Origin of the sequence: Bacillus sp. FSL R7-0685 (genome assembly GCF_038002425.1) — a bacterium.
Taxonomy (GTDB): Bacteria; Bacillota; Bacilli; order Bacillales; family Bacillaceae; genus Bacillus; species Bacillus subtilis.
On sequence record NZ_JBBOCN010000001.1, the window covers coordinates 23,440 to 47,230 of the forward strand.

The 23,791-nt window shown below is 43.7% G+C and carries 23 protein-coding genes, 2 tRNA genes, 3 rRNA genes and 1 other RNA gene; 26 read left to right on the forward strand and 3 right to left on the reverse strand.

Annotated elements, in window-relative coordinates:
• Positions 1-96: 96 nt before the first annotated feature.
• Both MKY50_RS00110 and MKY50_RS00115 read right to left on the reverse strand, forming a co-directional pair.
• Positions 97-1,380 carry a glycoside hydrolase family 18 protein gene (locus MKY50_RS00110; RefSeq protein WP_341115979.1) on the reverse strand — a complete coding sequence of 428 codons (1,284 nt, stop codon included), beginning with the start codon at positions 1,378-1,380 and terminating at the stop codon, positions 97-99.
• A 69-nt stretch (positions 1,381-1,449) separates the two neighbouring features.
• Positions 1,450-1,995 carry an isochorismatase family cysteine hydrolase gene (locus tag MKY50_RS00115; RefSeq protein ID WP_003226786.1) on the reverse strand — a complete coding sequence of 182 codons (546 nt, stop codon included), beginning with the start codon at positions 1,993-1,995 and terminating at the stop codon, positions 1,450-1,452.
• Between the two features lie 85 nt (positions 1,996-2,080).
• Between MKY50_RS00115 and tadA the strand changes: the two genes are divergently transcribed.
• From tadA to rsmI, 25 genes are all read left to right on the forward strand, one after another.
• Positions 2,081-2,566: a tRNA adenosine(34) deaminase TadA gene (gene tadA / locus MKY50_RS00120; RefSeq protein ID WP_015715088.1), complete on the forward strand. Its 486-nt coding sequence runs from the start codon at positions 2,081-2,083 to the stop codon at positions 2,564-2,566.
• A gap of 82 nt (positions 2,567-2,648) precedes the next feature.
• Positions 2,649-2,913: signal recognition particle sRNA large type (gene ffs / locus MKY50_RS00125), an RNA gene on the forward strand.
• Between the two features lie 129 nt (positions 2,914-3,042).
• On the forward strand, positions 3,043-4,734 hold the full coding sequence (gene dnaX / locus MKY50_RS00130; RefSeq protein WP_029317164.1) for a DNA polymerase III subunit gamma/tau: 1,692 nt from the start codon (positions 3,043-3,045) through the stop codon (positions 4,732-4,734).
• A 23-nt stretch (positions 4,735-4,757) separates the two neighbouring features.
• Positions 4,758-5,081, forward strand: coding sequence for a YbaB/EbfC family nucleoid-associated protein (locus MKY50_RS00135; protein WP_003225427.1), 324 nt, complete (start codon positions 4,758-4,760; stop codon positions 5,079-5,081).
• Positions 5,082-5,095: 14 nt separating this feature from the next.
• On the forward strand, positions 5,096-5,692 hold the full coding sequence (gene recR / locus MKY50_RS00140) for a recombination protein RecR (protein WP_003225425.1): 597 nt from the start codon (positions 5,096-5,098) through the stop codon (positions 5,690-5,692).
• Between the two features lie 17 nt (positions 5,693-5,709).
• Positions 5,710-5,934, forward strand: a complete 225-nt coding sequence (locus MKY50_RS00145; RefSeq protein ID WP_003242387.1) for a YaaL family protein — start codon at positions 5,710-5,712, stop codon at positions 5,932-5,934.
• Positions 5,935-6,000: 66 nt separating this feature from the next.
• A complete protein-coding gene (bofA, locus tag MKY50_RS00150) occupies positions 6,001-6,264 on the forward strand; it encodes a sigma-K factor-processing regulator BofA (RefSeq protein WP_003225421.1) in 264 nt (87 codons plus the stop codon).
• A 245-nt stretch (positions 6,265-6,509) separates the two neighbouring features.
• A 16S ribosomal RNA gene (locus MKY50_RS00155) occupies positions 6,510-8,059 on the forward strand.
• A 102-nt stretch (positions 8,060-8,161) separates the two neighbouring features.
• Positions 8,162-8,238, forward strand: a tRNA-Ile gene (locus tag MKY50_RS00160).
• A gap of 11 nt (positions 8,239-8,249) precedes the next feature.
• Positions 8,250-8,325, forward strand: a tRNA-Ala gene (locus MKY50_RS00165).
• 81 nt (positions 8,326-8,406) lie between these two features.
• Positions 8,407-11,334 (forward strand): 23S ribosomal RNA (locus MKY50_RS00170).
• Between the two features lie 54 nt (positions 11,335-11,388).
• Positions 11,389-11,504 (forward strand): 5S ribosomal RNA (gene rrf, locus MKY50_RS00175).
• Together the 16S, 23S and 5S rRNA genes with 2 tRNA genes alongside form the textbook arrangement of a ribosomal RNA operon.
• A gap of 178 nt (positions 11,505-11,682) precedes the next feature.
• Positions 11,683-11,877, forward strand: coding sequence for an anti-sigma-G factor (csfB, locus tag MKY50_RS00180; RefSeq protein ID WP_015482686.1), 195 nt, complete (start codon positions 11,683-11,685; stop codon positions 11,875-11,877).
• A gap of 119 nt (positions 11,878-11,996) precedes the next feature.
• Positions 11,997-12,611, forward strand: coding sequence for a 5-bromo-4-chloroindolyl phosphate hydrolysis family protein (locus MKY50_RS00185; protein ID WP_069963934.1), 615 nt, complete (start codon positions 11,997-11,999; stop codon positions 12,609-12,611).
• An 18-nt stretch (positions 12,612-12,629) separates the two neighbouring features.
• Positions 12,630-13,790, forward strand: coding sequence for a toxic anion resistance protein (locus MKY50_RS00190; protein ID WP_341115982.1), 1,161 nt, complete (start codon positions 12,630-12,632; stop codon positions 13,788-13,790).
• Between the two features lie 81 nt (positions 13,791-13,871).
• A complete protein-coding gene (locus tag MKY50_RS00195) occupies positions 13,872-15,314 on the forward strand; it encodes an aminotransferase class I/II-fold pyridoxal phosphate-dependent enzyme (protein WP_116316705.1) in 1,443 nt (480 codons plus the stop codon).
• A complete protein-coding gene (gene tmk, locus MKY50_RS00200) occupies positions 15,311-15,949 on the forward strand; it encodes a dTMP kinase (RefSeq protein ID WP_015253015.1) in 639 nt (212 codons plus the stop codon). Before MKY50_RS00195 ends, tmk begins: the two co-directional genes overlap by 4 nt.
• 73 nt (positions 15,950-16,022) lie before the next feature.
• A complete protein-coding gene (gene darA, locus MKY50_RS00205) occupies positions 16,023-16,352 on the forward strand; it encodes a cyclic di-AMP receptor DarA (protein WP_003242755.1) in 330 nt (109 codons plus the stop codon).
• 12 nt (positions 16,353-16,364) lie between these two features.
• Positions 16,365-16,805, forward strand: a complete 441-nt coding sequence (locus tag MKY50_RS00210; protein ID WP_009966249.1) for a YaaR family protein — start codon at positions 16,365-16,367, stop codon at positions 16,803-16,805.
• Between the two features lie 11 nt (positions 16,806-16,816).
• The gene (gene holB, locus MKY50_RS00215) at positions 16,817-17,806 is read left to right on the forward strand and encodes a DNA polymerase III subunit delta' (protein ID WP_003226770.1); all 990 of its coding nucleotides are present in this window, start codon (positions 16,817-16,819) and stop codon (positions 17,804-17,806) included.
• Between the two features lie 2 nt (positions 17,807-17,808).
• A complete protein-coding gene (gene ricT / locus MKY50_RS00220) occupies positions 17,809-18,636 on the forward strand; it encodes a competence/sporulation regulator complex protein RicT (protein WP_341115985.1) in 828 nt (275 codons plus the stop codon).
• Positions 18,637-18,650: 14 nt separating this feature from the next.
• Positions 18,651-19,010: a replication initiation-control protein YabA gene (gene yabA / locus MKY50_RS00225; RefSeq protein WP_003218308.1), complete on the forward strand. Its 360-nt coding sequence runs from the start codon at positions 18,651-18,653 to the stop codon at positions 19,008-19,010.
• A gap of 58 nt (positions 19,011-19,068) precedes the next feature.
• Positions 19,069-19,812: a tRNA1(Val) (adenine(37)-N6)-methyltransferase gene (locus tag MKY50_RS00230; RefSeq protein ID WP_021479732.1), complete on the forward strand. Its 744-nt coding sequence runs from the start codon at positions 19,069-19,071 to the stop codon at positions 19,810-19,812.
• The gene (locus tag MKY50_RS00235; protein WP_014475567.1) at positions 19,799-20,098 is read left to right on the forward strand and encodes a GIY-YIG nuclease family protein; all 300 of its coding nucleotides are present in this window, start codon (positions 19,799-19,801) and stop codon (positions 20,096-20,098) included. The genes MKY50_RS00230 and MKY50_RS00235 overlap by 14 nt, the downstream gene beginning before the upstream one ends.
• On the forward strand, positions 20,073-20,951 hold the full coding sequence (gene rsmI, locus MKY50_RS00240; protein ID WP_341115988.1) for a 16S rRNA (cytidine(1402)-2'-O)-methyltransferase: 879 nt from the start codon (positions 20,073-20,075) through the stop codon (positions 20,949-20,951). The genes MKY50_RS00235 and rsmI overlap by 26 nt, the downstream gene beginning before the upstream one ends.
• Before the next feature lie 48 nt (positions 20,952-20,999).
• On the opposite strand, the gene abrB is transcribed toward rsmI, so the two are convergent.
• Positions 21,000-21,290 (reverse strand): transition state genes transcriptional regulator AbrB, encoded by a 291-nt coding sequence (gene abrB, locus MKY50_RS00245; protein ID WP_003226760.1) that lies wholly within the window; start codon positions 21,288-21,290, stop codon positions 21,000-21,002.
• Positions 21,291-21,784: 494 nt separating this feature from the next.
• Here abrB and metG point away from each other — a divergent pair, with 494 nt between their 5' ends.
• Positions 21,785-23,779, forward strand: coding sequence for a methionine--tRNA ligase (gene metG / locus MKY50_RS00250; RefSeq protein ID WP_003226758.1), 1,995 nt, complete (start codon positions 21,785-21,787; stop codon positions 23,777-23,779).
• The last annotated feature ends 12 nt before the right edge of the window (positions 23,780-23,791 follow it).

Below are 23,791 nucleotides of genomic sequence, written 5' to 3' on the forward strand. Positions count from 1 at the left end.
GAATCCTCCTTATATCTGAAAAACGTGCGTCAGTTACCGACCTTCATATTGTATCACAACCCTTGGGTGCCCCCATGAAAAAAAGACGTTTCCAAATTATCGAAACGTCTTTTTGACAACATTAAATTGATCAGACAGCAGCAGCCAGTTTTGTGGAAAGGAAAGACCCAGCTTCCAATAGCTGATGCCTCTTAAATTCAGCTCTTTAATCAGATTGAATTTTGCTTGAATCGAGCGGGCATCCTCGAACCATACCTCGTGCCTTCTGTTTTCTGCATCAGTATAGCGGAAGAAAGGAGCTTGAGCGGTTTGGTCATACTGAATGGAAGCATTGTTCTGATCAGCTATGACAATGGCTTGCTGAGGGCTTACTGCTCTTGCCGGAGTTCCCCCCGCTGTATATGGCAGCGTCCAGTCATACCCATATAAATTCTGGCCCATGACGATTTTATTCGCAGGCATTTCAGTCAAAGCATATTCTATGACATCACGGACAGGGCCAATTGGAGAAACCGCTTGAGCCGGCCCGCCGCTATAGCCCCATTCATATGTCATGAGAACAACAAAGTCGACAATTTCGCCATGTGCCCTGTAATCATGAGCTTCATACCATCTGCCCTGCTGTGTTGCACTTGTTTTAGGAGCAAGAGCCGTAGAAATTTCTAAGCCCTCTCGATGGAAAAGATCCCTTGCTTCGCGGAGGAATTGATTATAGGCCTCTCTATCCTGGGGCCGCAAATATTCAAAGTCGAAATGAATGTCACGGAAGCCATATCTTCTGGCATTCTCGACTATTTCATTTAGAAGCCGTCTTTTTACAGTTTCGTCGTTCAAAAGGATCCGGCCAAGTTCATCGCTAAATGCCTGGTTTTCTAGGTTCGTTATAATCATCATCAATGTTGTATTTTGACTTTCTGTAATGCTCCTTAAATTCGTTAAAGGCGGTGCGACTAAGGTTCCGTTCCGCTGTGCCTGGAAGCTGAATGCGCCAAGGTACGTTAAGTAGGGCGACGCTTCTCTGGCCGCCTGCTGGAGATTTTCGCTGACTTGATTTCCTCGGGGCTCCAAATAAGCATTTGATTCGATGTCTCGTTTAGGAGCTGGTGGGATGTATAAACGGAAACCAATCTGAAGCACGGTATTTAACTGGATGCGGTTAACCCTTGCGAGCTCGGCTGCCGTTGTATTGAACTGCCGGGCGATAGATGTCAGGGTATCACCTCGCTTCACATCATAGAACTGGCCGGCTATTGGAATGACAATGGTTTGTCCGACAACAAGGCTGTCGGGATTCGGTATTTCATTCGTTTCAGTGATGTCATTTGCGGTTGTTCTGTATTGTGAAGCGATAGCAGAAAGAGTGTCGCCTTGTTTTACCACATAAATTTGAATGAAAAACGCCTCCTTTCATATCGCTATCAATGTATGAAAGAAAAGCGCTGATCATGTTTATTTTTCTGTAATTTGTTCTTCCGTCGTAATTTCTGCGAAAAGAACATTCTCCATCATAGTTAAGGCGAATTCGTTATCTTCGTCACTGTTTGACGCGATACAGTCCTTAGGAATCGTGATGCTGTATTCCCTCATATAAGCGTCATTAGCGGTAAACAGCACACATATATTGCCGGCTATACCTGTTAAGATAATATGTCTCACCTGCAACTCAGTAAGAAGGGTGTGAAGTGCAGTTTCGTAGAAAGCGGAATGTTTTGGTTTGATTAAAAAATAATCAGCATCTTCCGGAGCTATCTTTGTGATGATATCCTTGCTTCTTTCATTTGTGCATTCTTGCTGAATGTTTTTAATGTCAGCTTGCCAAAGTCCATAATGATCATTGATGTAAATAATCGGCCATTCATTTTGTCTCGCGTGCTCCTTTAATGATAAAATATGAGGAACGATTTTTTCTGTTTTTTTAGCGAGGGTTTCTCCCATATCGAATTCAAAATTATTGATCATGTCTACAATGAGAAGGGCTGTATCTGCTTTGGACAATCGACAGTCTCCTTTCCGTTTCAGTTATAGTTAATATGTAGCCTTTTTAGGCAATGAAAAAACTTTGAAAAGAGAGCTTATCCTTATGACACAAGATGAACTTTATATGAAAGAAGCAATTAAAGAAGCGAAAAAGGCTGAAGAGAAAGGTGAAGTGCCAATAGGTGCGGTGCTTGTCGTTAATGATGAAATTATAGCGCGTGCACATAATTTAAGAGAGACTGAACAGCGATCTATTGCCCATGCAGAAATGCTTGTAATGGATGAAGCGTGTAAGGCACTGGGAACATGGCGGCTGGAAGGTGCGACTCTTTATGTGACGCTTGAGCCTTGTCCAATGTGTGCTGGTGCAGTCGTACTTTCTCGAGTGGAAAAAGTGGTTTTTGGCGCATTTGATCCGAAAGGCGGCTGTTCAGGCACGCTAATGAACCTTCTCCAGGAGGAACGCTTTAATCATCAGGCTGAAGTGGTGAGCGGTGTACTTGAGGAAGAATGCGGCGGAATGCTCAGTGCGTTTTTCAGAGAACTAAGAAAAAAGAAGAAAGCTGCCAGGAAAAACTTGTCTGAATAGTACGGTTGCAATTTTTAGGGGAAACAGATATACTTAAGTGTGCATCGTAATAGATGCAACATAAAATTTGATATTTATTTTGCCGTGCTAAGCGGGGAGGTAGCGGTGCCCTGTACCTGCAATCCGCTCTAGCAGGGCCGAATCCCTTCTCGAGGTTCGTTTACTTTAAGGCCTGCCTTAAGTAAGTGGTGTTGACGTTTGGGTCCTGCGCAATGGGAATTCATGAACCATGTCAGGTCCGGAAGGAAGCAGCATTAAGTGAAACCTCTCATGTGCCGCAGGGTTGCCTGGGCCGAGCTAACTGCTTAAGTAACGCTTAGGGTAGCGAATCGACAGAAGGTGCACGGTAAATCAATCATCAAATTTTCAGACTCACCTAATATTAGGTGAGTTTTTTGTTATGTAAAAAGAGCTTTTGGAATCGAAACAAGGTTCATGTATAATGGGAATGATGAATAACGGAGGAGGGCAAACCCGTGAGTTACCAAGCTTTATATCGAGTATTCAGGCCTCAGCGCTTTGAAGATGTGGTCGGACAAGAACACATTACAAAAACGCTGCAAAATGCCCTTTTGCAAAAAAAGTTTTCTCACGCTTATCTGTTTTCCGGGCCTAGAGGAACCGGAAAAACCAGTGCAGCCAAAATATTTGCTAAGGCTGTCAACTGTGAACATGCTCCTGTTGATGAGCCATGCAACGAATGTGCGGCCTGTAAAGGGATAACAAACGGGTCAATATCCGATGTCATAGAAATTGACGCCGCTTCTAATAACGGTGTTGATGAGATTCGTGACATTCGCGATAAAGTGAAGTTTGCCCCATCGGCCGTCACATATAAGGTATATATCATAGATGAGGTGCATATGCTTTCTATCGGCGCTTTTAATGCATTACTAAAAACATTAGAAGAGCCGCCTGAGCATTGTATTTTCATATTAGCAACAACTGAACCACACAAAATTCCTTTAACCATTATCTCTAGATGTCAGCGTTTTGACTTTAAACGAATTACCTCCCAGGCGATTGTAGGCCGCATGAATAAAATTGTTGATGCTGAACAGCTGCAAGTGGAGGAAGGATCGCTGGATATCATCGCGAGTGCTGCAGACGGAGGGATGAGGGATGCCCTAAGCCTTCTTGATCAGGCCATATCATTCAGCGGCGATATCCTGAAAGTCGAAGATGCGCTTTTAATTACGGGTGCTGTTTCTCAATTATATATCGGGAAGCTTGCACAATCCCTGCATGATAAAAACGTTTCTGACGCACTGGAAACATTAAATGAATTGCTTCAGCAAGGAAAAGATCCAGCTAAGCTGATAGAAGATATGATTTTCTATTTCAGGGACATGCTGCTGTACAAAACAGCCCCTGGCTTAGAGGGAGTTCTTGAGAAAGTAAAAGTCGATGAAACGTTCCGGGAACTAAGTGAACAAATTCCGGCTCAGGCCCTATATGAAATGATTGATATTCTGAACAAGAGCCATCAGGAAATGAAATGGACAAATCATCCGCGTATCTTTTTCGAAGTGGCCGTTGTGAAGATTTGCCAAACCTCACATCAATCTGCTGCTGATCTCCCGGAAGTGGATATGCTGATGAAAAAAATCCAGCAGCTCGAACAGGAAGTAGAGCGGCTCAAGACAACGGGCATAAAAGCAGCTGCGGAAAGCCCGAAAAAAGAAGCGCCGCGTGTGCCAAAGGGCGGGAAATCCAATTACAAAGCGCCAGTAGGCAGAATTCATGAGATTTTGAAGGAAGCCACAAGACCGGATCTTGATCTGCTCAGAAACAGTTGGGGCAAGCTTCTTGCTCATCTCAAACAGCAAAACAAAGTATCACATGCCGCTTTGCTGAATGACAGTGAACCTGTGGCTGCCGGATCGGCGGCATTTGTTCTGAAATTCAAATATGAAATTCATTGTAAAATGGTCGCTGAGGATAACAACGGAGTCCGGACTAATCTTGAGCAGATTTTAGAATCGATGCTCGGAAAAAGAATGGATTTGATTGGCGTTCCAGAAGCACAATGGGGTAAAATAAGAGAAGAATTTTTAGAAGATCATCAGCAGGAAAATGAAGGATCAAATGAACCGGCTGAAGAAGACCCGCTTATTGCCGAAGCGAAAAAGCTTGTTGGAGCGGATTTAATTGAAATAAAAGACTAACAAAATGAAAGAGAGTGAATGCTATGCGTGGCGGAATGGGTAATATGCAAAAAATGATGAAACAAATGCAAAAAATGCAAAAGGACATGGCGAAGGCTCAAGAAGAGCTTGCAGAAAAGGTTGTTGAAGGAACTGCAGGCGGCGGTATGGTAACAGTAAAAGCAAACGGCCAAAAAGAAATCCTGGATGTTATCATCAAAGAAGAAGTCGTTGATCCTGAAGATATTGATATGCTTCAAGATTTAGTGCTTGCTGCAACGAATGAAGCTTTGAAAAAAGTTGACGAAATCACAAACGAAACAATGGGTCAATTTACAAAGGGAATGAACATGCCAGGTTTATTCTAGGGGGATAAAAGAACATGCAATATCCTGAACCAATATCAAAGCTGATTGACAGCTTTATGAAATTGCCAGGGATCGGACCGAAAACAGCGGTTCGTCTGGCTTTTTTTGTTCTAGGTATGAAAGAAGATGTAGTATTAGATTTTGCGAAAGCATTAGTAAATGCGAAACGCAATCTGACATATTGTTCAGTTTGCGGGCATATTACAGATCAGGACCCTTGCTATATATGTGAAGATACGCGCAGGGATAAGTCTGTTATCTGTGTTGTGCAAGACCCTAAGGATGTTATCGCTATGGAGAAAATGAAGGAATACAACGGACAGTATCACGTTCTTCACGGCGCTATTTCTCCAATGGACGGCATTGGACCGGAGGATATTAAAATACCAGAATTGTTAAAACGATTACAGGATGATCAAGTGACAGAAGTGATCCTCGCGACAAACCCTAATATAGAAGGGGAAGCAACGGCGATGTATATATCAAGGCTCCTCAAGCCGTCTGGTATTAAGCTCTCCCGTATTGCCCACGGACTGCCCGTCGGCGGTGACTTGGAATATGCTGACGAGGTCACTCTTTCTAAAGCACTTGAAGGAAGACGTGAATTGTAAGGAGGAAAAAGCGATCCATGGGTTTTCTTCGCAAGAAAACATTAAGAAGAGAGTTTGATGAAAAACTAACCGAGCAGCTTTTTAAGCAAAAGGAAGAGTGGAACAGGCAAAAAAAGCTGGTCGAAAAAAGCTTAGAACCGTCTGCTGAAGTGTTATACGAACTGAAAGTAGCTGAAGCGAAGTATTTTTTTTACTTAAGGGAAGCGAAGCAGCGAAATTTAAAAATCAGCCGGTGGAAGTAAGTGGTCTAAACTCCTGGATCTTCTCATAAGCTTGTACTAGAACAAGCGAAGGAGATGAGAAGATTCATGGAGCCTATTTTTATTATTGGGATTATTTTAGGACTGGTTATTCTTCTTTTTTTATCAGGTTCAGCTGCGAAGCCTTTAAAGTGGATTGGCATCACAGCTGTTAAATTTGTGGCAGGTGCTTTGCTGCTGGTTTGTGTAAATATGTTTGGCGGCAGTCTTGGCATTCATGTGCCGATTAATCTGGTTACAACAGCTATCAGCGGAATTTTAGGGATACCCGGAATAGCTGCGTTAGTCGTTATTAAGCAATTTATCATTTAATTGATATTATGTATTGACTTAGACAACCGAAGGTGTTATTCTAGTATACGTCGCTGATGACGAACAGCTTTTTCGAAAAGAAAATGTTAAAAAGTTGTTGACAGTAGCGACGGTAAATGTTATGATAATAAAGTTGCTTAAACGAGCGGTAAACAAAGTTCTTTGAAAACTAAACAAGACAAAACGTACCTGTTAATTCAGTTTTTAAAAATCGCACAGCGATGTGCGTAGTCAGTCAAACTACTTTATCGGAGAGTTTGATCCTGGCTCAGGACGAACGCTGGCGGCGTGCCTAATACATGCAAGTCGAGCGGACAGATGGGAGCTTGCTCCCTGATGTTAGCGGCGGACGGGTGAGTAACACGTGGGTAACCTGCCTGTAAGACTGGGATAACTCCGGGAAACCGGGGCTAATACCGGATGGTTGTTTGAACCGCATGGTTCAAACATAAAAGGTGGCTTCGGCTACCACTTACAGATGGACCCGCGGCGCATTAGCTAGTTGGTGAGGTAATGGCTCACCAAGGCAACGATGCGTAGCCGACCTGAGAGGGTGATCGGCCACACTGGGACTGAGACACGGCCCAGACTCCTACGGGAGGCAGCAGTAGGGAATCTTCCGCAATGGACGAAAGTCTGACGGAGCAACGCCGCGTGAGTGATGAAGGTTTTCGGATCGTAAAGCTCTGTTGTTAGGGAAGAACAAGTACCGTTCGAATAGGGCGGTACCTTGACGGTACCTAACCAGAAAGCCACGGCTAACTACGTGCCAGCAGCCGCGGTAATACGTAGGTGGCAAGCGTTGTCCGGAATTATTGGGCGTAAAGGGCTCGCAGGCGGTTTCTTAAGTCTGATGTGAAAGCCCCCGGCTCAACCGGGGAGGGTCATTGGAAACTGGGGAACTTGAGTGCAGAAGAGGAGAGTGGAATTCCACGTGTAGCGGTGAAATGCGTAGAGATGTGGAGGAACACCAGTGGCGAAGGCGACTCTCTGGTCTGTAACTGACGCTGAGGAGCGAAAGCGTGGGGAGCGAACAGGATTAGATACCCTGGTAGTCCACGCCGTAAACGATGAGTGCTAAGTGTTAGGGGGTTTCCGCCCCTTAGTGCTGCAGCTAACGCATTAAGCACTCCGCCTGGGGAGTACGGTCGCAAGACTGAAACTCAAAGGAATTGACGGGGGCCCGCACAAGCGGTGGAGCATGTGGTTTAATTCGAAGCAACGCGAAGAACCTTACCAGGTCTTGACATCCTCTGACAATCCTAGAGATAGGACGTCCCCTTCGGGGGCAGAGTGACAGGTGGTGCATGGTTGTCGTCAGCTCGTGTCGTGAGATGTTGGGTTAAGTCCCGCAACGAGCGCAACCCTTGATCTTAGTTGCCAGCATTCAGTTGGGCACTCTAAGGTGACTGCCGGTGACAAACCGGAGGAAGGTGGGGATGACGTCAAATCATCATGCCCCTTATGACCTGGGCTACACACGTGCTACAATGGACAGAACAAAGGGCAGCGAAACCGCGAGGTTAAGCCAATCCCACAAATCTGTTCTCAGTTCGGATCGCAGTCTGCAACTCGACTGCGTGAAGCTGGAATCGCTAGTAATCGCGGATCAGCATGCCGCGGTGAATACGTTCCCGGGCCTTGTACACACCGCCCGTCACACCACGAGAGTTTGTAACACCCGAAGTCGGTGAGGTAACCTTTTAGGAGCCAGCCGCCGAAGGTGGGACAGATGATTGGGGTGAAGTCGTAACAAGGTAGCCGTATCGGAAGGTGCGGCTGGATCACCTCCTTTCTAAGGATATTATACGGAATATAAGACCTTGGGTCTTATAAACAGAACGTTCCCTGTCTTGTTTAGTTTTGAAGGAACTTTGTTCCTTGAATAAGTTAAGATGGGCCTGTAGCTCAGCTGGTTAGAGCGCACGCCTGATAAGCGTGAGGTCGGTGGTTCGAGTCCACTCAGGCCCACCATCTTATATAACGGGGCCTTAGCTCAGCTGGGAGAGCGCCTGCTTTGCACGCAGGAGGTCAGCGGTTCGATCCCGCTAGGCTCCACCAACGTGTTCTTTGAAAACTAGATAACAGTAGACATCACATTCAATTAGTAATACAAGATATCACATAGTGATTCTTTTTAACGGTTAAGTTAGAAAGGGCGCACGGTGGATGCCTTGGCACTAGGAGCCGATGAAGGACGGGACGAACACCGATATGCTTCGGGGAGCTGTAAGCAAGCTTTGATCCGGAGATTTCCGAATGGGGAAACCCACCACTCGTAATGGAGTGGTATCCATATCTGAATTCATAGGATATGAGAAGGCAGACCCGGGGAACTGAAACATCTAAGTACCCGGAGGAAGAGAAAGCAAATGCGATTCCCTGAGTAGCGGCGAGCGAAACGGGATTAGCCCAAACCAAGAGGCTTGCCTCTTGGGGTTGTAGGACACTCTATACGGAGTTACAAAAGAACGAGGTAGATGAAGAGGTCTGGAAAGGCCCGCCATAGGAGGTAACAGCCCTGTAGTCAAAACTTCGTTCTCTCCTGAGTGGATCCTGAGTACGGCGGAACACGTGAAATTCCGTCGGAATCCGGGAGGACCATCTCCCAAGGCTAAATACTCCCTAGTGACCGATAGTGAACCAGTACCGTGAGGGAAAGGTGAAAAGCACCCCGGAAGGGGAGTGAAAGAGATCCTGAAACCGTGTGCCTACAAGTAGTCAGAGCCCGTTAACGGGTGATGGCGTGCCTTTTGTAGAATGAACCGGCGAGTTACGATCCCGTGCAAGGTTAAGCAGAAGATGCGGAGCCGCAGCGAAAGCGAGTCTGAATAGGGCGCATGAGTACGTGGTCGTAGACCCGAAACCAGGTGATCTACCCATGTCCAGGGTGAAGTTCAGGTAACACTGAATGGAGGCCCGAACCCACGCACGTTGAAAAGTGCGGGGATGAGGTGTGGGTAGGGGTGAAATGCCAATCGAACCTGGAGATAGCTGGTTCTCTCCGAAATAGCTTTAGGGCTAGCCTCAAGGTAAGAGTCTTGGAGGTAGAGCACTGATTGGACTAGGGGCCCCTACCGGGTTACCGAATTCAGTCAAACTCCGAATGCCAATGACTTATCCTTGGGAGTCAGACTGCGAGTGATAAGATCCGTAGTCGAAAGGGAAACAGCCCAGACCGCCAGCTAAGGTCCCAAAGTATACGTTAAGTGGAAAAGGATGTGGAGTTGCTTAGACAACCAGGATGTTGGCTTAGAAGCAGCCACCATTTAAAGAGTGCGTAATAGCTCACTGGTCGAGTGACTCTGCGCCGAAAATGTACCGGGGCTAAACGTATCACCGAAGCTGCGGACTGTTCTTCGAACAGTGGTAGGAGAGCGTTCTAAGGGCTGTGAAGCCAGACCGGAAGGACTGGTGGAGCGCTTAGAAGTGAGAATGCCGGTATGAGTAGCGAAAGAGGGGTGAGAATCCCCTCCACCGAATGCCTAAGGTTTCCTGAGGAAGGCTCGTCCGCTCAGGGTTAGTCGGGACCTAAGCCGAGGCCGAAAGGCGTAGGCGATGGACAACAGGTTGATATTCCTGTACCACCTCCTCACCATTTGAGCAATGGGGGGACGCAGGAGGATAGGGTAAGCGCGGTATTGGATATCCGCGTCCAAGCAGTTAGGCTGGGAAATAGGCAAATCCGTTTCCCATAAGGCTGAGCTGTGATGGCGAGCGAAATATAGTAGCGAAGTTCCTGATTCCACACTGCCAAGAAAAGCCTCTAGCGAGGTGAGAGGTGCCCGTACCGCAAACCGACACAGGTAGGCGAGGAGAGAATCCTAAGGTGATCGAGAGAACTCTCGTTAAGGAACTCGGCAAAATGACCCCGTAACTTCGGGAGAAGGGGTGCTCTGTTAGGGTGCAAGCCCGAGAGAGCCGCAGTGAATAGGCCCAGGCGACTGTTTAGCAAAAACACAGGTCTCTGCGAAGCCGTAAGGCGAAGTATAGGGGCTGACGCCTGCCCGGTGCTGGAAGGTTAAGAGGAGCGCTTAGCGTAAGCGAAGGTGCGAATTGAAGCCCCAGTAAACGGCGGCCGTAACTATAACGGTCCTAAGGTAGCGAAATTCCTTGTCGGGTAAGTTCCGACCCGCACGAAAGGCGCAACGATCTGGGCACTGTCTCAACGAGAGACTCGGTGAAATTATAGTACCTGTGAAGATGCAGGTTACCCGCGACAGGACGGAAAGACCCCGTGGAGCTTTACTGCAGCCTGATATTGAATGTTGGTACAGCTTGTACAGGATAGGTAGGAGCCTTGGAAACCGGAGCGCCAGCTTCGGTGGAGGCATCGGTGGGATACTACCCTGGCTGTATTGACCTTCTAACCCGCCGCCCTTATCGGGCGGGGAGACAGTGTCAGGTGGGCAGTTTGACTGGGGCGGTCGCCTCCTAAAAGGTAACGGAGGCGCCCAAAGGTTCCCTCAGAATGGTTGGAAATCATTCGCAGAGTGTAAAGGCACAAGGGAGCTTGACTGCGAGACCTACAAGTCGAGCAGGGACGAAAGTCGGGCTTAGTGATCCGGTGGTTCCGCATGGAAGGGCCATCGCTCAACGGATAAAAGCTACCCCGGGGATAACAGGCTTATCTCCCCCAAGAGTCCACATCGACGGGGAGGTTTGGCACCTCGATGTCGGCTCATCGCATCCTGGGGCTGTAGTCGGTCCCAAGGGTTGGGCTGTTCGCCCATTAAAGCGGTACGCGAGCTGGGTTCAGAACGTCGTGAGACAGTTCGGTCCCTATCCGTCGCGGGCGCAGGAAATTTGAGAGGAGCTGTCCTTAGTACGAGAGGACCGGGATGGACGCACCGCTGGTGTACCAGTTGTTCTGCCAAGGGCATCGCTGGGTAGCTATGTGCGGACGGGATAAGTGCTGAAAGCATCTAAGCATGAAGCCCCCCTCAAGATGAGATTTCCCATTCCGCAAGGAAGTAAGATCCCTGAAAGATGATCAGGTTGATAGGTCTGAGGTGGAAGTGTGGCGACACATGGAGCTGACAGATACTAATCGATCGAGGACTTAACCACATTTTGAATGATGTCACACCTGTTATCTAGTTTTGAGAGAACACTCTCAATTTGTTTGGTGGCGATAGCGAAGAGGTCACACCCGTTCCCATACCGAACACGGAAGTTAAGCTCTTCAGCGCCGATGGTAGTCGGGGGTTTCCCCCTGTGAGAGTAGGACGCCGCCAAGCAAGCTTAAACCCAGCTCATTGAGCTGGGTTTTTTGTTTACTCAAGATCGAGAAAATCAAACAAATACAAACACCGAGGGCTTATATAGCCCATATACTGATTTAAAGTTTCAAAAAGGTCTAAATAGTGTATACAATATCCGTTTTAAGGGGAGGCTAACTGTACGGAGGTGGAGAAGATGGACGAAACAGGTAAACTTAATCATACATGTGTGATTTGTGATCAAGAGAAGAATAGAGGCATTCATCTTTATACGAAATTCATATGCTTAGATTGTGAGAGAAAAGTAATTTCTACATCAACTTCTGATCCTGACTATGCGTTTTACGTAAAAAAACTAAAGAGCATTCATACACCGCCATTATACTCATAGACCTGAAAAGGTCTTTTTTTGTACTCTTAATAATAAAAAGAAGATGAAACTTGTTTAAGGATTGAACGTAGTAGATAATAATATTAAAACTGAGTATAGACACAGGAGTCGATTATCTCATGCAGAGATTTTTTCACTTTTTGATGTGGAGTTTAACTAGCAGTGCGACTTTTGTTTTCATTGGAATATTGAGCTTTTTTGGTTTAAACCAGTCGCTTTTTTTATCTATTGTTTATGGGCTTGCTTCTGGAGCAGCCGTATATATAGCTGGCATCTGGAATGCAAGACGGTTATTTCTTAAAAAGCATGAATTGACAGGAAGAGAGTATGCTTACATTAAGAAAAACTTAGAGGAAGCAAGGCAGAAAATGATCCGTCTTAGGAAAGCCTTGTTTCAGGCTAAAAGCATTCAAATGTTTAAGCAAAATGCAGAAATGCTAAGGATTGTGAGAAGGATTTATCTCCTCACCAAAAAAGAGCCAAAGCGATTTTATCAGGCAGAACGATTTTTTTATCAAACTCTCGATTCGGTTGTTGAATTGACAGAGAAGTATGCTTTTCTATCATCTCACCCAAAAAAAAGCAAAGAACTGTCGATGTCGTTAAGTGAGACACGCATCACTCTTACTGAATTGACCAAGCGTTTAGAGGAAGATTTAACTCAAGTAATGGGTGATGAAATTGACGAGTTGCAGTTTGAATTAGACGCAGCAAAACATTCATTAAAGAAATAAGGGAAGAGGGTAAGAGCGATGAACCGAGACCAAAGCGACCTTCATATAGATGAATTATTGGCAGATCCTTTTGGTGGTAACATAGAGATACCAGGTTCGGAGGCTGTAAAAGCAGAGAAAGAGCAAGTACGGCTTGTTGATGTTCTTCCTGAGGAAAACAAGGAAAAAGCAATTCAGCTTGCTGGACAGATTGATCATAAAAATATGCAAAGTATTGTCTTATACGGTTCACAAGCTCAATCTAAACTGCTGAACTTTTCTCATGATATGATTAATCATGTTCAAAAGAAGGATGTCGGGGAGATTGGCGAAATACTTGGAGAGCTGATGAAAAAGCTGGAGCAAGTAAATCCTGATGATCTCCAATCTAAGAAAAAGGGTTTTTTGGCACGCATGTTTGGAAGAGTATCAAGTTCTCTTCAAGAGGTGCTGTCTAAATACCAAAAGACCAGTGTGCAGATAGACAAAATCAGCTTGAAGCTGGAGCACTCTAAAAATGCTTTAATCAGTGACAACAAGCTGTTAGAGCAGTTATATGAAAAAAATAAAGAATATTTTGCCGCGCTGAATGTTTATATTGCTGCAGGAGAACTGAAGCTGGAGGAATTAAAAACAAAAACGATTCCTGAACTGAAGCAACAGGCTGAATCGAGTGATCATAACCAAATGGCCGTTCAAGAGGTGAATGATTTAATTCAATTTGCTGACCGGTTAGATAAAAGGGTGCATGATTTGCTGCTGAGCAGGCAAATTACAATCCAAAGTGCACCGCAAATCAGGCTGATTCAAAATACAAACCAAGCGTTAGCTGAAAAGATTCAGTCATCCATTGTGACAGCGATTCCGTTATGGAAAAATCAAGTTGCCATTGCACTGACGCTTTTAAGGCAGCGCAATGCAGTGGATGCACAGCAGAAAGTATCTGATACAACCAATGAGCTTTTGCTGAAAAATGTGGAGCTTTTAAAAACCAATACAATTGAAACTGTACGAGCAAATGAACGAGGCCTTGTTGATATAGATACCTTAAAAAAGGTGCAGGAAAGCTTAATAAGCACGCTTGAAGAAACACTGACTATACAAGAAGAAGGACGAATCAAACGCCGTCAGGCAGAAGAAGAGCTGATGATGATGGAAGGCGACCTAAAGCAAAAGCTGCTTACAATAAAGGAAAGATAGTTACCAGTAAGTCTGGCTTTAAGTTCTGTCAGAGGCACGATATAATAAGGTGTAAGAAGACACATTCAAAGGATTGTTTTCATGAACACACCTTTATATAAAGCATTAATTCAACATGCGAGAAGAAATTCTCATTCATTTCATGTTCCGGGACATCACAATGGAGATGTCTTTTTTGATGACGCTAAGTCAATATTCGATCCGCTTCTCACCATTGATGTAACTGAACTGGCAGGACTGGATGATCTCCATCATCCTTCTGGGGTGATTAAGGAAGCTCAGGAGCTTGCCAGTCAATTATATGGATCGGCGGAAAGTTTTTTTCTGGTAAATGGTACGACTGTCGGAAACTTAGCGATGATTTTATCTGTTTGTGAACCTGGTGATACAATTCTGGTTCAAAGAAACTGTCATAAATCTGTATTTCATGCTGTTGATTTGTCCGGTGCTGAGCCGGTTTATCTTGCACCTGACGTTGATTCAGCGATGCATGTGCCTACGCATGTTCCGCTTGGAACAATTAAAGAGGCCCTGGAAGCATATCCAGATGCGAAAGGCTTGGTACTTACCAATCCGACATATTACGGACATAGTGCTGATTTGACTGAGATCATTACTGAAGCCCATCATTACGGGATTCCTGTTTTGGTCGATGAAGCGCATGGCGCACATTTTATTTTAGGTGAGCCTTTTCCGGTCTCAGCTTTAAAAATGGGGGCAGATATTGTTGTTCAGTCGGCCCACAAAACGTTGCCTGCCATGACGATGGGTTCTTATTTGCATCTTAACAGCAGCTGCAGGATTAACAGGGATCGGGTGGCAGAGTATTTAAACCGATTACAAAGCAGCAGCCCGTCTTATCCGATAATGGCTTCGTTAGATATTGCCCGCGCTTATGTACAGCATATTATAGAAGAACAAAAGCTTTCTGACATTCTGCAGCGGATACAAACACTTAAACAAACGTTTGATTCACTTACAAATGCAGAAGCTGTTAACCCTGCTAATCCACTGATCATCACGGACCCGCTGAAGCTCACAATTCGTTCAAAACGCGGGCATTCTGGCTATACGCTGCAAAGCATATTAGAGCGTGCCAACATATTCACTGAGCTTGCTGATGAAAATCAAGTACTGCTCGTTCTCCCATTGGGAGGAAAACGGAGAATAAATGCTGAAACCATTAGAAGCATCGATGAAGAGATTGAGAAAACGCCTCCGGATCAGGCGTTTGTTTCTGCAGAATGGAGTGTGCAGCCTGTTACTGTCTTGCCTTATCCAAAAAAGGTCTTACATTCGTTTAAGAAAGAATATGTGAGCTTTGAGGAAGCAGCTGGCCGGCTGAATGCAGAAGATATCATCCCTTATCCTCCGGGTATCCCGATGATTATGGCGGGAGAAAGAATAACAAAAGAAAGTGTGCAAAAACTCAGCCGCTTGATCAGCATGAAAACGCATGTTCAAGGGAATATGAAAATCAAAGAGAAACAACTACTTGTTTATATAGAAGAGGAGAAATCATGAGCGGTTTATTTATTACATTCGAAGGTCCTGAAGGTGCAGGAAAAACGACTGTTCTGCAGGAGATCAAAAACATACTGACAGCGGAAGGCCTTCAGGTTATGGCAACTCGAGAGCCAGGCGGAATAGATATTGCAGAACAAATTCGAGAGGTTATTCTGAATGAGAACAATACATTAATGGACCCAAAAACAGAAGCTCTCTTATATGCGGCTGCAAGACGCCAGCATTTAGTTGAAAAAGTAAAACCTGCTTTAGAACAGGGGTTTATCGTTCTTTGCGACAGATTCATAGACAGTTCTCTTGCGTATCAAGGATATGCAAGAGGACTTGGAATTGATGAGGTTCTGTCCATTAATGAATTTGCCATTGGAGATATGATGCCCCATGTAACGGTTTATTTTTCAATTGATCCGGAAGAAGGACTGAAGCGTATTTACGCAAACGGCTCACGGGAGAAAAACAGGCTCGATTTAGAAAAACTGGACTTTCATACAAAAGTACAAGAAGGTTATCAAGAGCTGATGAAGCGATTTCCGGAAAGATTTCATTCAGTTGATGCCGGGCAATCCAAAGACCTCGTCGTTCAGGATGTTCTAAAGGTGATCGATGAAGCGTTGAAAAAAATTCAATTGTGACCTGTTTCCCAATAGTTGATATAATAATGTAAACGAGATCACGTTGTTTCCAATCTAAAGGAGGCCTTCACAGATGAAATTGATAGTGGCAGTTGTACAAGATCAGGACAGCAACAGACTTTTGAAAACCTTAACGGATCACAACTTCAGAGTTACAAAGCTTGCGACGACAGGAGGATTTCTTAAATCAGGCAATACAACGTTTATGATCGGTGTCGAGGATATACGCGTCAATAAAGCGTTGAGTCTCATTAAAGAAAACGGGCAGAAACGTGATCAGATGATTGCCCCTGTATCTCCAATGGGCGGAAATGCTGATTCTTATGTCCCTTATCCAGTCGAAGTTGAAGTTGGCGGAGCGACAGTATTTGTCCTTCCAGTCGATGAATTTCATCAATTTTAAGGATCTGAAACTGTGAAAATTAATAAAGATATACGTACATTTATAGATAATAAGCAGATTCCCTCTGTGAAAACATCTGAGATCACAGCATCGTTTAAAACATCAATGGAAAACCAAAGCAGCAAAATGAAGCTTGATCAGCTTACCAGGCTGTTATCTGATATAGAAGCATTCGGAAAAAGGCTAACGAAATCTCGGAATTTTAAAGACTTAGCGAGATTTAAAGGACTTGTGAAACGTTTTGTCAAAGAAGCTGTGGACAGCGGCCTTTCACATGAAACATCGAAAAGCTTTGACCTTTATGGGAACAGCAGAACGCTGGGACTTGTGAAAGAAATAGATGACAAATTGATACAGCTTACGGAAGAGATGATGGATCAGGAAAAACCGGCAATTGATTTGCTGGAGCGTATTGGCGAAATAAAAGGTTTATTAATTAACCTTTACACATAGAGAGTGATACAATGGCAATATCCTGGAAGGAAATGAACGAGCTTCAGCCCAGAGTGATGAAGCTTTTATATAATAGTATTGAGAAGGACAGACTATCACACGCTTATTTGTTTGAGGGGAAAAAAGGAACAGGCAAGCTTGATGCCGCGCTGCTTCTTGCAAAAAGCTTCTTTTGTCTGGAGGATGGCGCGGAGCCTTGTGAGAGCTGCCGAAACTGTAAACGGATAGAGTCAGGGAACCATCCTGATCTCCATCTTGTTCAGCCTGATGGCTTATCAATCAAAAAGGCGCAAATTCAAGCGCTCCAAGAAGAGTTTTCTAAGACAGGACTTGAATCGCATAAAAAGCTGTATATTATTTCGCACGCAGATCAAATGACAGCAAATGCGGCGAACAGCCTGCTGAAATTTTTAGAAGAACCGAACAAAGACACAATGGCGGTCCTCATCACTGAGCAGCCCCAAAGGTTATTGGATACCATCATTTCAAGATGCCAAACCCTTCCTTTTCAGCCTTTGCAGCCGAAAGCAATTGAAGACAGACTGATCGAACAGGACGTCTCGCCTCATATGGCAAGGCTTCTGGCCAACATGACTAATAATGTAGCAGAAGCAGTCGAATTAAGTCGAAATGATGAGTTTGCAGAGTCTAGAGCGAAAGTGATAAAATTGTATGAAGTCCTACACCAGCGGAAAGGACATGCTTTTTTCTTTATTCAAGATCAATGGATGCCCTTTTTCAAAGAAAAAACCCATCAAGAAATGGGTCTTGATATGCTCTTATTGATATATCGTGATGTGTTGTCCATCCAAATAGGAAATGAAGATAAATTGATTTATCAAGACTTATTCCAATCAATAAAACAGCATGCGCTACAATCAACACAACAAAGCGTTACGAATCAGATACTTGCTGTTTTAGAAGCAAAGAAACGGCTTCATTCCAATGTGAATGTACAAGGATTAATGGAGCACTTGGTGTTAATGTTGCAGGAGGGATAAGCTTGTACAATGTAATTGGTGTCCGCTTTAAGAAAGCGGGTAAAATATATTATTTTGATCCGAATGGATTTCATATAGAACATGACAGCTGCGTAATTGTAGAAACTGTCAGAGGTGTTGAGTACGGCCAGGTCGTAATTGCAAATAAACAGGTGGATGAGCATGATGTGGTGCTTCCCCTTCGAAAAGTGATACGTGTGGCTGACGAGCGCGATCTTCTCATTGTAGAAGAAAATAAACAGGAAGCACTATCAGCATTTGATATCTGCCAAAAGAAAGTGATTGAGCATGGCTTGGATATGAAGCTGGTCGATGTTGAATTCACGTTTGATCGCAATAAAGTCATTTTTTACTTCACTGCTGACGGCCGAGTCGACTTTAGAGAGCTTGTAAAGGATTTGGCTTCTATCTTTAAGACAAGAATTGAGCTGCGCCAAATCGGAGTAAGGGATGAGGCAAAAATGCTCGGAGGAATCGGTCCTTGCGGAAGAATGCTTTGCTGTTCAACGTTCCTTGGAGATTTTGAACCCGTTTCCATTAAAATGGCCAAGGATCAGAACTTGTCTTTAAATCCTACGAAGATTTCGGGCCTTTGCGGACGATTGATGTGCTGTCTAAAATATGAGAACGATGAGTATGAGACGGCAAAAGAACAGCTTCCGGATATAGGAGAAATGATTACGACAGCAAACGGTCTCGCGAAGGTAGTCGGACTAAATATTCTGGAACGGGTGCTTCAGGTGGAACTGATAAACCGTGAAAAAGTGATAGAATATACTTGGGAAGAGCTCTTGGAAGAGGGCGTCGTATCCGCACAAACCACAGATTAACGAGGTGTGGAACCTTGGATAAAAAAGAGTTATTTGATACAGTCATTAACTTAGAAGAACAAATTGGCTCACTGTACCGGCAGCTGGGGGATTTGAAGCAGCATATCGGTGAGATGATTGAGGAAAATCATCATTTACAGCTTGAAAACAAGCATTTGCGCAAACGGCTGGACGATACGACGCAACAGATTGAAAAGTTCAAAGCTGATAAAAAAGAATCAAAAACACAGAAGACAGAGCAAACTGATATAGGGGAAGGATATGATAATCTGGCACGTCTGTATCAAGAAGGATTTCATATCTGCAATGTCCACTATGGAAGTGTTCGAAAAGAGGATTGTCTTTTCTGTCTGTCATTCTTAAATAAAAAATAGGGAAAAGGCTTCCGCATAAGACGGGAGCCTTTTTCAAAGGTACTGAAAGGATAAGAAGATGGTTTCATTACATGATGATGAAAGATTAGATTATTTGCTGGCAGAGGACATGAAAATCATACAAAGCCCAACAGTGTTTGCTTTTTCGTTGGACGCTGTGCTTCTGTCCAAATTTGCGTACGTTCCGATTCAAAAAGGGAAAATCGTTGATTTATGCACCGGCAATGGTATTGTGCCGCTGCTGCTCAGTACAAGATCAAAAGCAGACATTCTGGGAGTCGAAATTCAAGAAAGGCTGCATGATATGGCTGTTCGCAGCGTGGAGTATAATAAGCTGCAGGATCAGATTCAGATCATACATGATGATCTGAAAAACATGCCGGAGAAACTTGGACATAATCGATATGATGTTGTCACCTGCAATCCGCCGTATTTTAAAACGCCGAAACAAACTGAACAAAACATGAATGAGCATCTCCGAATTGCAAGACATGAAATCCACTGCACACTGGAGGATGTCATTTCAGTCAGCAGCAAGCTGCTCAAGCAAGGGGGAAAAGCAGCTCTTGTTCACCGGCCGGGAAGGCTTCTGGAGATTTTTGAACTGATGAAGGCTTATCAAATCGAGCCGAAACGTGTACAATTTGTCTATCCGAAGCAAGGGAAAGAAGCCAATACCATTCTGGTTGAAGGTATCAAAGGTGGGCGCCCAGATTTGAAAATTCTTCCTCCCTTATTCGTTTATGATGAACAAAATGAATATACAAAAGAAATCAGGACCATTTTATATGGAGACAAATAACCATTTCTTCTACGTCGTGAAATGTAAGGACAATAGCTGGTATGCCGGATATACCAACGATCTGCATAAACGAGTGAAAACGCACAATGATGGAAAGGGCGCAAAGTACACAAAAGTAAGACGTCCGGTTGAATTAATTTTTGCCGAGAGCTTTTCAACAAAGCGGGAAGCTATGCAGGCGGAATATTATTTCAAAAAACTAACTCGAAAGAAAAAAGAGCTTTATATAGAAGAAAAGCGGAACACCAAGGAGGCTGTATATGTTAAGGCGCCAAATGAGCTTTAATGGAAAGTCGGACATGGGGATTCTTTACTTGGTCCCAACCCCAATCGGAAATCTAGAGGATATGACATTCCGGGCGATCGACACGCTGAAATCAGTGGATGCGATTGCTGCGGAAGATACGAGGCAAACGAAAAAGCTTTGTCATGTATATGAAATTGAAACACCGCTCGTCAGCTATCACGAACACAATAAAGAAAGCAGTGGGTACAAAATTATTGAATGGCTAAAATCGGGAAAAAACATTGCTCTTGTCAGTGATGCCGGTATGCCGACGATTTCTGATCCCGGAGCCGAAATTGTAAAAGATTTTACGGATATAGGCGGTTATGTTGTTCCGTTGCCGGGAGCAAATGCTGCATTAACAGCTCTTATTGCATCAGGTATTGTACCGCAGCCTTTTTTCTTTTACGGTTTTCTCAACAGACAGAAAAAAGAAAAGAAGAAGGAGCTTGAAGCCCTTAAAAAACGGCGGGAAACGATCATTTTTTATGAAGCGCCTCACAGATTGAAGGAAACCTTGTCAGCGATGGCAGAGATATTAGGAGATCGGGAAATTGCTGTAACGCGTGAACTCACTAAGAAATATGAAGAGTTTATCCGAGGAACGATATCCGAGGTCATTGGATGGGCAAACGAGGATCAGATACGCGGCGAGTTTTGTCTTGTTGTAGAAGGAAGTAATAATGAAGAGGTAGATGAGGAAGAACAATGGTGGGAAACCCTCACTGCGAAAGAACATGTCGAGCATTACATCTCGAAAGGCGCTACTTCTAAAGAAGCCATTAAAAAAGCAGCAGTCGATCGCAATGTACCAAAGCGTGAAGTGTACGATGCTTACCATATTAAGCAATAAAAAAACGTTCTTGTGTCATAACAAGAACGTTTTTTGTACAAGAAATGATTATTTAAGGTTTTGAAGCTGGTTTTGGATTTCGCTGATGATTTGCTCAGCGCCTTCTTTACTAAGAACCAATTTACCGCCTGCAAGTTTAAGGTTATCATCAGAAACTTCACCAGTTACTTGGCAAGTCATGTTTGGTTTATATTTTTTAAGGATGATTTTTTCATCATCAACATAGATTTCAAGAGCATCTTTTTCTGCGATTCCAAGAGTACGACGCAGTTCGATAGGAATAACTACACGTCCTAATTCATCAACTTTACGTACAATACCAGTAGATTTCATAAACATTCTCCTCCCAAGAGATACTTATTTGTTTAAATTATATTTTTCTTCGTCATTATTCGACAAAATCCTTACCTTCATAGCATAACAAGGTTTCCAATAATCGTCAATCATTTTGTTTACTATTGATTGTAAGAATTAGTTCTTATAGTCAGTAATGTCTTAGAAACTACCGAAATAACAGCATTTTATAAATATTTAATAAAGCTATTATCCTGCTAAAAATCCTTTTAAATCAAGACTTTCGAACCAAAGTTTTTTATTTCATTTGATTATATACGACAAAATTCGACATGAACAGACTTTTTTTATTTTCATTAAAGATTTTTAATTTTAATTATTCTTTTTCAGGGCGTATGTATATATTCTTGATCTTAAAGGCTAAGATGGTATCATAGATAAAGGATAAATATAAATAATATTCATATATGATTTGCACTTATCGCCGCTCTCGTCCTTTGGGCGGGAGCTTTTTGACATTCTGATTAGGAGGTTTCAAGATGCCGCAAGAAAACAATACATTTTACATTACAACACCGATTTATTATCCGAGCGGAAAATTACATATCGGCCATGCATATACGACAGTCGCGGGAGATGCAATGGCACGTTACAAAAGATTAAAAGGGTTCGATGTTCGCTATTTAACGGGAACGGACGAGCATGGACAAAAGATCCAGCAAAAAGCTGAACAGGAAAACATTACACCTCAGGAGTATGTGGATCGCGCAGCGGCAGATATTCAAAAACTGTGGAAGCAGCTTGAAATCTCAAACGACGACTTTATCCGCACGACAGAAAAACGGCATAAAGTTGTCATTGAAAAAGTGTTTCAAAAGCTTCTTGATAACGGGGACATCTATCTTGATGAGTATGAAGGCTGGTACAGCATCCCTGATGAAACGTTCTACACGGAAACTCAGCTCGTTGATATTGAGCGGAATGAAAAGGGAGAGGTCATCGGCGGAAAAAGCCCTGACAGCGGTCACCCAGTTGAATTGATCAAAGAGGAATCTTATTTCTTCCGCATGGGGAAATACGCGGATCGTCTTCTGAAATACTATGAAGAAAACCCGACATTCATTCAGCCAGAATCACGCAAAAACGAAATGATTAATAACTTTATCAAACCTGGACTTGAGGATTTGGCAGTATCACGTACCACTTTTGATTGGGGCGTGAAGGTGCCGGAAAATCCAAAGCATGTTGTATATGTTTGGATTGACGCACTATTTAACTATTTAACGGCACTCGGTTATGATACAGAAAATGATGAGCTTTATCAAAAATATTGGCCTGCCGATGTTCATTTAGTCGGTAAGGAGATTGTACGATTCCATACTATTTACTGGCCAATTATGCTGATGGCGCTGGATCTTCCGCTGCCAAAGCAAGTATTCGCGCATGGCTGGCTTTTGATGAAAGACGGAAAAATGTCGAAATCAAAAGGAAACGTTGTAGATCCGGTTACATTAATTGAGCGCTATGGTTTAGACGAGCTTCGCTATTACCTGCTTCGCGAAGTGCCGTTCGGATCTGACGGAGTATTCACGCCGGAAGGATTTGTTGAGCGGATTAACTATGATTTAGCAAATGATTTAGGAAATCTATTGAATCGTACTGTTGCGATGATTAATAAGTATTTTGACGGACAAATCGGTTCTTACAAAGGTGCTGTTACGGAATTTGACCATACGCTAACTTCTGTTGCTGAAGAAACAGTGAAAGCTTATGAGAAAGCAATGGAAAATATGGAGTTCTCGGTAGCACTTTCGACTTTATGGCAGCTCATCAGCCGCACAAACAAATACATTGATGAGACAGCTCCATGGGTGCTTGCGAAAGATCCGGCAAAAGAAGAAGAATTGCGATCAGTTATGTATCATCTCGCTGAATCATTGCGTATTTCAGCGGTACTGCTTCAGCCATTCTTAACAAAAACACCTGAAAAAATGTTCGAGCAGCTGGGCATTACTGATGAATCTTTAAAAGCTTGGGACAGCATTACAGCTTTCGGCCAGCTGAAAGATACAAAAGTACAAAAAGGCGAGCCATTGTTCCCTCGTTTAGAGGCAGAAGAAGAAATTGCTTACATCAAAGGGAAAATGCAAGGTTCAGCACCAGCGAAAGAAGAAACAAAAGAAGAAGAGCCTCAAGAGGTCGATCGTTTACCTGAAATTACAATTGATCAATTCATGGATGTAGAGCTTCGCGTAGCTGAGGTCATTGAGGCAGAACCAGTGAAAAAAGCAGACCGTTTATTGAAGCTGCAGCTTGATCTTGGTTTTGAAAAGCGCCAAGTGGTATCCGGCATTGCGAAGCATTATACGCCTGAAGAGCTTGTTGGAAAAAAACTCGTTTGTGTAACAAATCTAAAACCGGTTAAACTCAGAGGAGAGCTTTCTCAAGGTATGATCCTTGCAGGAGAAGCAGACGGCGTTTTAAAGGTCGTGTCTATCGATCAGTCGTTACCAAAAGGCACAAGAATTAAATAATGATAAAACAAA

Coding starts and splice junctions, on each gene's coding strand:
- tadA (WP_015715088.1), top strand. CDS start 2,081: ATGACACAAGATGAACTTTATATGAAAGAAGCAATTAAAGAAGCGAAA.
- MKY50_RS00135 (WP_003225427.1), top strand. CDS start 4,758: ATGCGTGGCGGAATGGGTAATATGCAAAAAATGATGAAACAAATGCAA.
- recR (WP_003225425.1), top strand. CDS start 5,096: ATGCAATATCCTGAACCAATATCAAAGCTGATTGACAGCTTTATGAAA.
- MKY50_RS00145 (WP_003242387.1), top strand. CDS start 5,710: ATGGGTTTTCTTCGCAAGAAAACATTAAGAAGAGAGTTTGATGAAAAA.
- bofA (WP_003225421.1), top strand. CDS start 6,001: ATGGAGCCTATTTTTATTATTGGGATTATTTTAGGACTGGTTATTCTT.
- csfB (WP_015482686.1), top strand. CDS start 11,683: ATGGACGAAACAGGTAAACTTAATCATACATGTGTGATTTGTGATCAA.
- MKY50_RS00185 (WP_069963934.1), top strand. CDS start 11,997: ATGCAGAGATTTTTTCACTTTTTGATGTGGAGTTTAACTAGCAGTGCG.
- MKY50_RS00190 (WP_341115982.1), top strand. CDS start 12,630: ATGAACCGAGACCAAAGCGACCTTCATATAGATGAATTATTGGCAGAT.
- MKY50_RS00195 (WP_116316705.1), top strand. CDS start 13,872: ATGAACACACCTTTATATAAAGCATTAATTCAACATGCGAGAAGAAAT.
- tmk (WP_015253015.1), top strand. CDS start 15,311: ATGAGCGGTTTATTTATTACATTCGAAGGTCCTGAAGGTGCAGGAAAA.
- darA (WP_003242755.1), top strand. CDS start 16,023: ATGAAATTGATAGTGGCAGTTGTACAAGATCAGGACAGCAACAGACTT.
- holB (WP_003226770.1), top strand. CDS start 16,817: ATGGCAATATCCTGGAAGGAAATGAACGAGCTTCAGCCCAGAGTGATG.
- MKY50_RS00230 (WP_021479732.1), top strand. CDS start 19,069: ATGGTTTCATTACATGATGATGAAAGATTAGATTATTTGCTGGCAGAG.
- MKY50_RS00235 (WP_014475567.1), top strand. CDS start 19,799: ATGGAGACAAATAACCATTTCTTCTACGTCGTGAAATGTAAGGACAAT.
- rsmI (WP_341115988.1), top strand. CDS start 20,073: ATGTTAAGGCGCCAAATGAGCTTTAATGGAAAGTCGGACATGGGGATT.
- abrB (WP_003226760.1), bottom strand. CDS start 21,290: ATGTTTATGAAATCTACTGGTATTGTACGTAAAGTTGATGAATTAGGA.
- metG (WP_003226758.1), top strand. CDS start 21,785: ATGCCGCAAGAAAACAATACATTTTACATTACAACACCGATTTATTAT.